12 protein-coding genes are annotated in these 12,621 nt (G+C 27.6%); 1 reads left to right on the forward strand and 11 read right to left on the reverse strand.

The annotated features are described in order from the left end of the window. Positions 1-21: 21 nt before the first annotated feature. From O3801_RS08235 to O3801_RS08245, 3 genes are all read right to left on the reverse strand, one after another. Positions 22-2,130: a DNA topoisomerase III gene (locus O3801_RS08235; RefSeq protein ID WP_371454641.1), complete on the reverse strand. Its 2,109-nt coding sequence runs from the start codon at positions 2,128-2,130 to the stop codon at positions 22-24. A 127-nt stretch (positions 2,131-2,257) separates the two neighbouring features. Beyond that, positions 2,258-2,422, reverse strand: a complete 165-nt coding sequence (locus tag O3801_RS08240; protein WP_371454642.1) for a hypothetical protein — start codon at positions 2,420-2,422, stop codon at positions 2,258-2,260. Positions 2,423-2,453: 31 nt separating this feature from the next. Next, positions 2,454-3,242, reverse strand: coding sequence for an Abi family protein (locus tag O3801_RS08245; RefSeq protein ID WP_371454643.1), 789 nt, complete (start codon positions 3,240-3,242; stop codon positions 2,454-2,456). Between the two features lie 318 nt (positions 3,243-3,560). Here O3801_RS08245 and O3801_RS08250 point away from each other — a divergent pair, with 318 nt between their 5' ends. Further along, positions 3,561-4,019: a nucleoside 2-deoxyribosyltransferase gene (locus O3801_RS08250; protein ID WP_294683566.1), complete on the forward strand. Its 459-nt coding sequence runs from the start codon at positions 3,561-3,563 to the stop codon at positions 4,017-4,019. Positions 4,020-4,095: 76 nt separating this feature from the next. Here the strand turns inward: O3801_RS08250 and O3801_RS08255 are convergent, their stop codons facing one another. From O3801_RS08255 to O3801_RS08290, 8 genes are all read right to left on the reverse strand, one after another. Next, entirely contained in the window at positions 4,096-4,728 is a 633-nt protein-coding gene (locus tag O3801_RS08255) for an ABC transporter ATP-binding protein (protein ID WP_371454644.1), read from the reverse strand. 13 nt (positions 4,729-4,741) lie between these two features. Continuing rightward, positions 4,742-6,001 (reverse strand): ABC transporter permease, encoded by a 1,260-nt coding sequence (locus tag O3801_RS08260; RefSeq protein WP_371454645.1) that lies wholly within the window; start codon positions 5,999-6,001, stop codon positions 4,742-4,744. 15 nt (positions 6,002-6,016) lie between these two features. Then, entirely contained in the window at positions 6,017-7,321 is a 1,305-nt protein-coding gene (locus O3801_RS08265) for an ABC transporter permease (protein WP_371454646.1), read from the reverse strand. A gap of 314 nt (positions 7,322-7,635) precedes the next feature. After that, positions 7,636-8,565 (reverse strand): helix-turn-helix domain-containing protein, encoded by a 930-nt coding sequence (locus O3801_RS08270; RefSeq protein ID WP_371454647.1) that lies wholly within the window; start codon positions 8,563-8,565, stop codon positions 7,636-7,638. An 896-nt stretch (positions 8,566-9,461) separates the two neighbouring features. Then, positions 9,462-9,752 (reverse strand): hypothetical protein, encoded by a 291-nt coding sequence (locus O3801_RS08275; protein ID WP_294683561.1) that lies wholly within the window; start codon positions 9,750-9,752, stop codon positions 9,462-9,464. 260 nt (positions 9,753-10,012) lie between these two features. Further along, on the reverse strand, positions 10,013-10,939 hold the full coding sequence (locus O3801_RS08280; RefSeq protein WP_371454648.1) for a helix-turn-helix domain-containing protein: 927 nt from the start codon (positions 10,937-10,939) through the stop codon (positions 10,013-10,015). Between the two features lie 82 nt (positions 10,940-11,021). After that, positions 11,022-11,948, reverse strand: coding sequence for a helix-turn-helix domain-containing protein (locus tag O3801_RS08285; RefSeq protein ID WP_371454649.1), 927 nt, complete (start codon positions 11,946-11,948; stop codon positions 11,022-11,024). 76 nt (positions 11,949-12,024) lie between these two features. Then, positions 12,025-12,621 (reverse strand): hypothetical protein (locus tag O3801_RS08290; protein ID WP_371454650.1); only part of this gene is annotated, 597 nt, incomplete at its 5' end.

Below are 12,621 nucleotides of genomic sequence, written 5' to 3' on the forward strand. Positions count from 1 at the left end.
TAGGTCTTTTGGGGCAGCCCCTTATTTTAATTTCAATCCTGCTAAACCTGCAAGTGCATTATTTTCTAATTTTTCCTGTTTCATGTATTTTTTCATATCTACACGACTTGCTTTGTCTTTTTTACTAGATTTAATTCGTTTATCTACTTCTTTTTGTTTTAGAGAATTACCACATTGGCAACGATAAGTAGCATTTTCACCATTACCAAATAAAGTCATCTTCTTATGACAATTATCACAACGAAGATTTGTTAATCTACTAATGACCTTACGATTTCGACAAGACGGACTAGAACATTTCAGCATCTTTGTACCTTTTTTATCTACTTCAAGCATGAAACTACCACACTCTTCACATTTCTTACCACTTATATTATCATGTTTAAATCTATCTTCACTATCTTTAATTTCTGCTATACATGATCTCGTATAGTCTTTAACATCATTTAAGAACTTATCTTTTGAAAGTTTGTTCTTAGCAATATTATCAAGTTGTTTCTCCCAAACAGCAGTTAAAGATGGACTCTTAAGATTTTTAGGTACTAAGTTTAGAAGTTGCTTCGCTTTATTCGTAGTTTTAATTCGACCATTATCTAGAACTAAATAATCATTTGTAAATAATTTTTCTAATATATCTGCACGTGTTGCTACAGTACCAATACCATTTGTCTCTTTAAGAATTTTTCTTTCATTCTCATCTTCTACAAACTCAAATGGATTCTCCATCGCATAAATTAGAGTACCTTCAGTATAATAACTAGGTGGGGTAGTTTGTTTTTTATTATAAACTAATGATTCCAGTTTATAACTACTATTTTGAATATCGATAGTCTTATCCTGTAACTCTTCTCTACTTAATTCTTTATATCCTTCTTGAATTACTTTTAATCCTTTTGCTAAGAATACTTTATTTTCAATATTAAACGAATACGTAGTCTCTTCATATTTATACTCTGGTAATAAATTCTCTAAGAACCTCTTAGCTACCAAATTATATATTTTAGTCTCCATATCTGACATCGACATATAGTTAGGTCTTTGTTCAGTAGGAATAATAGCGTGGTGATCGCTAACTTTTGAATTGTTAATAATTTTCTTAATATTATAATCTTTTACTTTAAGTAATTTTGCAGTAATTCCTCTAAAATCTCCACCAATAGCTTGAATACGATCTTTTAAAGTGTTCTTCATATCACTAGTTAAATATCTACTGTCCGTTCTTGGATATGTTAATACTTTATGCCTTTCATACAGACTTTGAACAATATTTAACGTTTGCTTCGGTGACATACCGAACAACGCACTAGCAGTTTGTTGAATATCAGTTAAATTGTATAAAGGTTTTGCTGATGATGTTTTAGATTTTGTCTGAACATCATTAAATTTAATTTCTTTGTTGATATTCTTTTTAATGAATTGTTCCGCTTTTTCTAGATTAAATTCACTATTACCACAGCTAAACTTAACACCATCAATTTGTGCTTCAAAAGTATAATAATCTTTTGGTTTAAATTGTTTAATCTTTTCTTCTCTCTCAAAAACCATCTGCAATGTAGGAGTTTGAACACGACCACAGTTAAGTGACGCATTGTATTTTAATGTTAATGCTCTAGATGCATTTATTCCAACTAACCAGTCAGCATTAGCACGTGCTATACCTGAATGATATAGTCCTAAGTATTCTTTCCCATCTTTTAGATTTCTAAATCCATCTTTAATCGCCTTATCTGTTACAGACGAGATCCAAAGTCTTTTTACATTTTTATTGCATTTCGCCTTATCAATAATATAACGAGCAACAAGCTCCCCTTCACGACCTGCATCAGTCGCAATGATAACTTCGTTAACATCTTTCCTGTTCAAAGCATTTTCTACTACTTTATACTGTTTGAAAGTTTTCTTAATTATTTCTGTTTTCATAAACTTTGGAATCATCGGTAAATTTTCTAAGCTTACATTATTAAATTCCTTATATTTATCAGGAGTTTGAAGGGTGATTAAATGACCTAACGCCCAAGTAACTACATACTTGTCCCCTTCTAGACAACCATTTTTATTATTTTTCGCTCCAAGATTCCTCGCTATATCACGAGCAACCGAAGGTTTTTCACAAAGTACTACACTTTTCATCAATAAATTCCTCACATATATATTCTTTACTTCATTAATTATTATAATAAAATTTAGCTAAAATAACTAGTAAAATTGGAAAGATGATACAATGGAGGTGAAAACACTCTCAATTGATTTTCAACTATTACAAAGTTATATCAAAAATTTCTTCTAAATCAAATTCAATTATTGTTGGAGGCACTCCTATTTCTGTAAGAAGCATATTTTTATCTTCTGGATATTTTGACAGATATTCTTTTAAAATACTTCTAACTCCAATATTTAATTTTTCATTTAAATTCTTTGGCATAAAACTGAAAAATTTTATAAATGTAAATAAATCATTTTTTACCGTAACCAAATCTGTATAATTTATTGGAAATACAAGATTTACTATGAAATATTGTATTAAATCTAATATATTCCCTATAAGTAGTGAAATTATAAACCCTTCCTCCATGAGCTGTTCTATTTCTAAACTGATAAACAAGGGATAAACCATCTGCAAATAAATTTTTTAATTCTTTTATTTCTTCTATTTCTCTGGTGGAAACACCAAATATTGTACTAATTACACTATTTTTTACTTCTACTTTTTGCTCCATATAAAAATAATACATATTACCAAATGTAGCCCCCTTGAAAAGTATCCATGGAGGAACATGATTATGACTTTCACGGTAATGTCTAAAAGGCTGAGAATTACCATTCTTAATCAGATTAAATTTATCTAATAAAATGTCTAGATGAAATACTTTACTATTTTCCTTTATAAAGAACCTCTTTCCCTTATAATTTTCTCTTTTTAGATATTCACTTTCAAAAACTCCATATTTTTTAGATATTTCATAAGCTAATACATTTTTTAATATAATTTCAAACTCTAATGTTATATTTAACACTATATCTTTTATATCACTGTCCAATTTAAACAATGAAAATAAGTGCTCAAAAGTTACCCCATCTTTGTAAGTATCTATATCTTTTAAAAGTAAATTTTTATAACCATTCACTATTTCATAATAACCATATAACTTTAAATTTTCTTTAGCTTTTTCTTCATTCAGTATTCTTAAATTTCTAGATTTCAATAATTCTATTTGATTATCTATATTATTAAATTTTTTCATAATATTATTCCCCGCTCACTTTAAAATGCAAAAAAGCCCCTGTATAGACAAGAGCTTTTAGGTAGGACGAACCACGTCCATTTCTTTATTAACTCCATTATATAATATATCTATACACCTGTCAACGATTCACCTTTAAAACTGTAAAATATATATCTTAATAGATTTTCATTTTAAAACATTTCATATATATTATAATTGATTATCTTTAAAATAACTAATAAAACAAATAATCACTATCACTAAGTTGTAACTTTTGTTGTAAATTCATGCAGATATATATTATAATTTAAATAACAACAAAGGAGGACTATTCTTATGAAACTTTATTTAGCTGGAGCATTATTTAATGAAGCTGAAATAGCTCAACGTTTAAAAGAAGGAAAATTATTAAAAGAAAAATTTGGAGAAAGATTATCTGTTTTTAATCCAATAGAACAGCCTTTTAATGAAGATAAACAAACTCTACCTACACCCCAAGATATTTTTAATGGTGACACTGAAGCTGTTAAAAACTGTGACATCTTCTTAGCTGATGTTACAAACGAAGATAGTGGTGTAATGGTCGAGTTAGGGATTGCAATTGCACTTAAGAAAAAGATTATCGCAATAAATTCTGATATTCGATTAAAATCTGCAAACAAATACGATATTCCAAGTTATGCGATGAATCACTATGTTCTAGGTGGTATTTTAAAACATGGAACACTTGTTTATAGTTTTGAAGAAGCACTAAACGAACTTGATAAATTATTTTGTTTAAAAAAACACTTATAATTAATAAAATAAGCGAGATCGGCTTAAGAAATTTGATTTAAAACAATCTATTTCTAAAGTCAATCTCGCTTTTTACTTATTTAACTTTTAACTTTTTGTCTTTCAACTCTAACACTACATCAGCAGCACTCGCTAATTGATTACTGTGAGTAACTACGATAACACATTTATTATTTTCTACAGCTACCTTTTTTAAGATTTCTATTATCTCTTCTGCAGTACTTTCGTCTAAGTTTCCTGTTGGTTCATCAGCTAAAATTATAGGGGCTTCAGATACTAATGCTCTCGCTATAGCTACACGTTGTTGCTGCCCACCAGAAAGCTTCATAACATTTCGATTAACATGTTCTTCTTCTAATCCAAGCTTTATTAGAATATCCTTACTTGCATTTTTGGAAACAAGTTTTAGATTTTCTAGTGGAGTCAGATAATCGATTAGGTTATAATTTTGGAACACTAACGAAATATCTTTGCGTCTATGTTCACTATATCCTATTTTTTCAATATTAGTATTATTGAATAATATCTCTCCACTTGAAGGACTATCTAACCCTGCTAATAACGATAGTAAAGTTGACTTCCCAGCTCCTGATTTACCTATTATCGCATAAAACTTCCCTACTTCAAAATTATAGGTAATTCCACTTAAAACTTTTGACTTACTATTATCATATAAGTAACTTACATTTTTTAATTTAAAAATCGACATTTCTTATTCCTCACTAATTAATATTCGTTAAAATTTTCTTCGGTTTCATTTTTAAAATTGGCAATAATGCTACAACTACCGAAATAATCACTATAGCTATCATTACTATCACTAGATTAATAATATCTATCACACTCACAGACATCTTCATTAATTCATCAGCTATTGTTTTTGGTAGATCCTCTGAAAAAATACTTCCCACATTGCTAGCTAAATACTTAATTGTTGTGATTTCTATGCCAAGTGCAGTTATTAACCCAACTATTGTTACCAATAATACCTCAACTATAAATTGTAACACTAGGTTTACTTTACTAGTTCCTAACGACAGTAATATCCCAATTTCGTAGGTTCTTTCACGAACCCAAAACATTAATATTAATGATAATATAACTACACCAACTACAACACTACCTATTCTTATCATATTAGTTATTTTTGTTATACTCTCTACTGATGATGTAATAAGCTCATAATTCTTATTAGATTTAGAGACCATTAAATTATTTATTCCTAATTTCTCAACAGTTTTAATTACATCGTCTAACTTAGTTGGATCTTCGACTCCATATTCTACTGAGGTTACTTTATTATTGGCTATTAAATTTGATAATTCTTGACTTGCTTTATAATCGGTATAAACTGTATTTTCTATAAAATCAGAACTTAAACCATTAAAGGTATTAGTCTTTTCACCAGAGTAGATCCCAACAACTTCTAACTCCAATGATTTCCCTTCTTGTGCTAATTTAATTTTATCACCCAAATTAACATTATTTAATTCTGCAAATTTTTCGTGAATCATAATTTTATTCTTATCATTTTCTTCAATATGTCTTCCCTTTTCCAATTTTAAAACTTCACTCTTAAAATCAATATTACTTTTAGAAGCGGTAATACCATTCATCATCACTAAATTACTTTTATTTTTTATTTCATCATTTAAAGTAATATTTTGATTCTCTTGGACTACCTTTTTCCCTTCAACAGTAACTGGCTTAGAAAAAATATAATTTTTCGTAGTTATTCCTTTTAATTCTTCAATTTTTTTCAAAGTATCCTTTTCTATTTCTTTATTGGATTTATCTATACTTTCAATATTAAATCCAAAATTAACATCTTTATATAAATTTTTAGAAATATTATTTACAGTCGTATTCAAAACACTACCACTTAATAAGAAAAATGATATTAGTGTCACTATTAAAAATAAAATACTACTTCTAACTTTTTTTCTAATAATATAAAGATAAGCCCTATTAAAAATACTCATCGGTTTCTCCTTACATTAATTAATATCAGATAATAAATCTTTAGGTTTTCTATATGCTAATCTGCTAGAAGCAATTCCTACAGCAATCACTATTATTGCAACACCAACAAGTACTACCGTTAGCATATTATCCATACTAACACTTACATCTAAAGCAGTAATAATTTTATTAGCTCCCTCTACTTCAGCGTTTGCCCCTAGATTAACTCCGTTAGCTTGATTTGAAATAGTCTTACTTACAGATTTAATAGATTGTTGCAGTATCTGATTTCCAATGTTTTGGCTAATTGCACTTCCTACGAAATATGAAGCAATAAAACTTGGAATACTAATTAATAGAACCTCAAGGATAAATTGCCCTATGATACTCGCTTTAGTCATACCAATCGCTAAACTTACACCTATTTCTTTTCTTCTACTATTTATCCATAAGAATAATATTAGAGAAAGAATTACTATACTAAATAGTATCGTACTTATGAATACACCATTAGTTAGACTATAAATTGTATCTAATGACTGTTGAAGAGCTGGGAAGTTCTGATTACTTTTAACTAACATATATTGTTTCCAATTAATAGGAAGCTTTTTAGCATCACTAATAATACTATCAACTTTATCTTTTCCATCTACTAAGAATGTTGCATCTTGATAGATTTCTTTACCGTCTTCATAGTTATATAGAGTTTTTGTTGTTTGAGTATCAGCTATAAAAATATTATCATATAGTTCCATATGACTAGAAGTAGCACCTTTATTCTGACCTCCAAAAATACCAACTACAGTAACCTCAACCTCTTTATCAGATTTTTTCTCATTATCTGCGTCATTTGGATTACCTTTTAATTTAATCTTATCCCCAACTTTAACTTTATTCTTCTTAGCAAAACCTTCATGAATTAAAACAGAATTTTTATCATTATCAGTTAGATGACGCCCCTCTTGTAATTTTAACGTCTCTGCAGAGAATCTATCATCTAATGAAGAATCATTAGTTCCAGTTACGATAACCGTTTTAGAGAAAAGTTGTCTTTGTTTGTTGTTTTTCTCTTCTTGCTGATGATTCGCAAGTTTTAATGGCTCTAAATCAATTAGATCCGCACTTACATTCATTCTTTTAATATACTTCTTCACTCCAGGAAGATTTTTTATCTTCTCAATATCCTCTCCTATTAAGTTACCTGCTCCCCTAGCAGTCCCTTGATTGGTCTTTCTATTTATCTCCATAGAAAAACTACTAGTTATATTTTGAAAAGTTTCTTTTGATAAAGCATCAGTTGATTTTTTAATTGATATAGTACTTAAAATTAATGATGACATAGTAGCTATTATTAAAAAAATAACTAATGATTTAAAACTTTTTCTGGTTATATACAACCACGCCTTTTTTAGAATTGACATTCTTTACACCTCTTTTATATATTTTTTGTAAATAGTATTAATAACTATTATCATTCTATAATTATATGATAACGTTTTTACTTAAAATATAATTTATATTATTTAATCAAATTGTAAAACGTTTTACTTAAGAATACAAATAAAAAATCCAAAACATAAAGAAAAGCTGTCTCTTATGTTTTGGATTATTAGATTCTAATTGACATAGTATATTATAATTACAAAATTGATTTCTAAAATTCGAAATCGATACCTGTTTTGTTACGATCATAGAACATCTTCACCAATCTATCCCTTGTTAAACTATCGCCAAGTAAATTAGTCAATGCAATCTGAGCATCAATGTGTCTAATACACTTGTTAGCCAACTCTACACCCTCAGGTTTATTTAATTTTAGTTGAATCTGTGCCAGTATATAATTAAATGTTAATAAATGAAACATGAAATGTGTAACATTATTATAATGTTCTTTTAGTAATTCAATGGCTTTAAGACAGTACTCTTCTGCTTCTTCTACAAAACCGCTTCTCGATAATAATGCTATCGCACTATTTAATAGTAGTAAAGATCTTTCTCCCTTATCGGTTGAAAATAAATTATCGGTTTGGAAAGGTTTAAAATTCTCATGAATGATTCTTCGAACAAATTCAACTGAAAATTCATCTTCTTTAATTGATCTAAGAATAAAAGTTAAAGCAAATAATTCATTAACTGTATGTTTATCTATACTCCTTAAATGTTCCAATACAATTTTTCTATTATCTCGAATAATCTGAGGACCATCAGTTTCTCCAATAATACTAAGGCATTGTTCTATATATAGCCTGGTTGCCATTGAAATATTCTCATTTTGAAGCGTCTTAATAGCCAATGATTTGATTGCTGTAAAGGTACCAAGAGCCTCTAACCGTCTCGCTTCTTTTAAAAATCCTGACTGATCTATTTCTACAAGAGGTAAATACTCTGAAAAATAATCCTGATAACAAATCCCTATATTTCTTAATAATTGCTCAAAAACCTCTAACGACACACTCGTCTCATCAGCTTCAAATCTAATTAATGTTCTAGCAGATATAGCAGTACCCGCAGCATCTTTCAACTTAATTCCACGTTCTTCTCTAATTTGTTTAAATATTTTTCCATGCATGTTTCTTTCATCCATTTAAGCGTCCGCCTCCTAAATAAATCATATGTTAATTATATCACATATTATGTAATTAATGTAGTAAGCGAACCCTTTTTTTTCATTTTAATACATATATTTCATGAAAAAATAAAAAGAGTAACTGACAACACAACACAACACAGTTACTCTTTTTTTCTGCCTATATTATTTTCCATTAATAATATCCCTGTTTATAAACTTCAAAATTAATACTTTTCTCATCATTTTTTTACTTAATATTATTTATTTAGGTACATAATACTTTTTTTCTCCAACTTTGTTAAAAATAAATTCCTTTGGACAACTTTTCCAATAAAATTTATCATATGGTTTAACAAAGTACATTTTATAAACTTCACTTTCTTTTTCTATAAACATTTATCATAACTACTTTCCCTAGAATATCTATGTCGACGAAAAAAACAACCAAAAGTGTCAACATGATACTTCAACTTTTTTTATAGTAAATAATAAGTACGGACTCTTATAGACATTTATTATTATAGCATCTTAACAGTACAAAATAACAAATCATGTTATAATTGTCACTTTTTAGCATTAAATTTAACAATATATAATAAAAAATGACTCCTGTGACACTTTATTCTAAAAATGCCTAAAAGTTCGTATTTCTATATATCTATTTTGATAAAATAGATATCGCTTTTCAACATATGTACATTGATATTTTATACATACTAAACTATAAAAATATCAAAATTATTTAATAACTTTCCACTTTATATTACGCCTTTCTATTATATAAATATTTAATGCTATATCTTAGTGTTTATAACATTGTAAAACTCAAAGAATAAGCGTTATTCCTTGAGTTTTACTATGTTTACTATTAATTTATATAAGTGATAATTAATATATTAATTTCCCTTTAACTAATTGAACACTGACATTAGCCCTACTACTGTAGTTATTTCATTTTTCTTGTCTTCAATAATGTCATGTTTGCCACTATTACACATATTACATTTTAATCGTGTTCTCTTTTGAGTGTCATTCATGTCACTTTGTATAATTTCACCTTGATCCTCAACTGTTTCTTCTATGAAATTGTTTTTCTTTGTAAAGTTATTAGACATTTCCCCTAACGTGCTTAATCCAAATAGATACATACCTAAGCCACATTGTCTCTCATTTAATAATAAGTGTTGATTTCTATTTTTCATAAGCATCTCCATTTCTATAAGTTATCGTATGCTTATTTTATCACGGATTAAAGCACTTTTTTCATAATCAGAAAACATTGTCCGATTCAAAATAAATATAGTTAAAAAAAAGGGTTAAATAAAAATAATCAGACAAATTTGTCCGATTAATATTTACTCAAAATGGTCATTCTTAATTTTATTACAAACAAAAAAGTATTTAAGAAAAATTAATTATCTTAAATACTCTCCTGATACATTATATTGACATAATATAATTTTTAAAATTCAAAATCAATACCTGTTTTATTAACTTTACAGAGAGCCTTATACCCTAAATCCATAGTTTCTTTAGAAAAAGGATCATCAGTAATTTCTACCATCATATTATAATAATTTAACACCCTATTCGCGAGCTCCACACCTTCTTTTTTATTTTGGCGTAAATATATCATTGCCAATATTCCAGTAACATCAAAATAATATTTATCTGAACAAGATAATATTGGATTATTTTTAAACAGATTAAGTGCTTCATTACATCGCTTTTCTGCTAAGCTATAGTAACCATTTCTTGATAAAAATGCTAACAATGTTCCTAATAACTCACCGTATTTAATACTTATATAATTACTTAGATAGTTTTTAGTAGAAATATTATGTATACATTCTTCAATAATCCTATCAATATACTCAACAGTAAAGTCTTTTCGTGAAGTTATTATTGTTAATGTAGACAGCGCACTCAATTCATTCCATCCTAATTTATTAACAGTCTGAATTATTTCCATAATTATTCTTTTATTCTCACTACATAATTTGCTTTCCTTTTCCACATCTATATTTAGAATTATAGATAATATGTCTATTCTTCTTGTAATGTCAATATCTTTTTTCTTCAGCTCTTTTTTACATTCATTTATTATCTTTGTTGAATACCCTGAATCCAGATAGTTCTGAATTCTTTTGAAAAATTCAGCATTTTCAACTTCGATACTATTATTGTAATATGCTAAATAATCTATAGGAAGAACACCACAATTTTCTAATAATTTTTCAAATGTAGCGATAGGTAGGCTTGTTTCATCTGCCTCAAAACGAGTTAATGTTCTTGTAGATATAACATCACCTGCAACGTCCTTTGACTTATATCCTCTTTCCTCCCTTAACTTTTTAAAAATACTTCCATGTTTATTTTTCTTATCCATTTTTCTTCTCCAATTAAAACACTTTTATTATTTTTAAATACCTCTTCGTATATTTCAACGGTTTATTCTAATTAATTATACACTAAAATTCAAAATCAATACCGGTTTTATTTACTTCACATAATTTTTCATAACTGATATCTCTTTTCTGTTTATATGAAGGATTATCAATACGTTCTGCAAGTGTATTACGATATTTTAATACTTTATTTGCGAGTCCTACTCCTTCTTTTTTATTTTGACATAAATATACCCTAGCCAATATTTCTGTAATATCAATATAATATTTTGGTTTATTTATTAAGAATGATTGTTTATTGAAATTAATAAATGTTTCTTTACATTGCTTTTCCGCTAATTCATAGTATCCATTTCTTGATAAAAATGATAACGAAGAAATTAATAAATTACAGTATGCCTCATTAAATAAATTATTCAGATAATTCCCAAAATGAATATTTTGAAAACAGTCCTCTATAACTCTATCAATATACTCAACAGAATAATCCTCGCTTGATGCAGAATTTATTAAATTTATGAGACCATTTATCTCACTCCATCCCAATTTACTCGTTGACTCTATCTTCTCCTTAATTATTCTTTTGTTTTCTTCAAATAATTCACTTCTACCATTCCATTCTATTAGTTGCATAAAATTTAAAACATCTAATCTTTCAGCAAATTTAATATCACTTTTTTTCAATTCTTTCATACATTCATTTACTATCTCTGTTGAAGATCCAGATTCCATATAACTCCGCATTCTTATTGCAAACTCCGTAGTTTCTATTTCAGTATTTTCAACATAATATATTAAATAATCAAATGAAGTCAAATCGCAATTTTTCAATAACTTTTCAAATATTGCAATAGGTAGACTTGTTTCATCGTTCTCGAAGCGAGTTAATGTTCTTGTAGATATAACATCACCTGCGACATCTTTTAACTTATATCCTCTTTCTTCTCTTAGTTTTTTAAAAACACTTCCATGTATATTTTTATCGCCCATTTTTTCTCCAATTAAATTAAATATATATACTTAGTCTAAATATAATCTACTAAGATTTATTCTTATTAATTACACACTAGAATTCAATATCAATTCCAGTTTTATTTACTTCACAGAAAGATTTGTAAGTAGAATCCCTAATATATTTATAAAGTGGATCACCTGTGATTTCCGTAATAATATTATCATATTTTAAACACTTATTCGCAAGTTCAACACCATCTTTTTTATTTTGTCGTAAATAAATCTTTGCTAATAATCCAGCTACATCTTTGGAATGTGATGCTTTATTTAATAACATTGGCTGCTCATTATATAGTTTTATTGTTTCTTTACATCTTCTTTCAGCTAAGTCATAATATCCATTTCTTGATAAGAATGCTAGCGACGCAATTAGTAAATCGCAATATGCAAGACCCAAAGTTTTACTCAGATGATTCCTAACAGGAATATTTTGTATACATTCTTCAATAATTCTATCGATATATTCAACTGAATAATCTCCTTTAGTAGCAAAGCATATTAAATTCAGTAATCCATAAATTTCATCATATCCTAATTTATTAGTTCGCTCAATTTTCTCTTTAATTATTCTTTTATTCTCATCAAACAATTCTTTATCATCTGTCCAACCTATAGCGTTGATTAAAGTTAAAATATTTAATCTTATGCT

The sequence above is a fragment of the Gemella sp. 27098_8_149 genome, from assembly GCF_041433745.1.
GTDB lineage: Bacteria > Bacillota > Bacilli > Staphylococcales > Gemellaceae > Gemella.

Coding starts and splice junctions, on each gene's coding strand:
- O3801_RS08235 (WP_371454641.1), bottom strand. CDS start 2,130: ATGAAAAGTGTAGTACTTTGTGAAAAACCTTCGGTTGCTCGTGATATA.
- O3801_RS08240 (WP_371454642.1), bottom strand. CDS start 2,422: ATGCCAAAGAATTTAAATGAAAAATTAAATATTGGAGTTAGAAGTATT.
- O3801_RS08245 (WP_371454643.1), bottom strand. CDS start 3,242: ATGAAAAAATTTAATAATATAGATAATCAAATAGAATTATTGAAATCT.
- O3801_RS08250 (WP_294683566.1), top strand. CDS start 3,561: ATGAAACTTTATTTAGCTGGAGCATTATTTAATGAAGCTGAAATAGCT.
- O3801_RS08255 (WP_371454644.1), bottom strand. CDS start 4,728: ATGTCGATTTTTAAATTAAAAAATGTAAGTTACTTATATGATAATAGT.
- O3801_RS08260 (WP_371454645.1), bottom strand. CDS start 6,001: ATGAGTATTTTTAATAGGGCTTATCTTTATATTATTAGAAAAAAAGTT.
- O3801_RS08265 (WP_371454646.1), bottom strand. CDS start 7,321: ATGTCATCATTAATTTTAAGTACTATATCAATTAAAAAATCAACTGAT.
- O3801_RS08270 (WP_371454647.1), bottom strand. CDS start 8,565: ATGGATGAAAGAAACATGCATGGAAAAATATTTAAACAAATTAGAGAA.
- O3801_RS08275 (WP_294683561.1), bottom strand. CDS start 9,752: ATGAAAAATAGAAATCAACACTTATTATTAAATGAGAGACAATGTGGC.
- O3801_RS08280 (WP_371454648.1), bottom strand. CDS start 10,939: ATGGATAAGAAAAATAAACATGGAAGTATTTTTAAAAAGTTAAGGGAG.
- O3801_RS08285 (WP_371454649.1), bottom strand. CDS start 11,948: ATGGGCGATAAAAATATACATGGAAGTGTTTTTAAAAAACTAAGAGAA.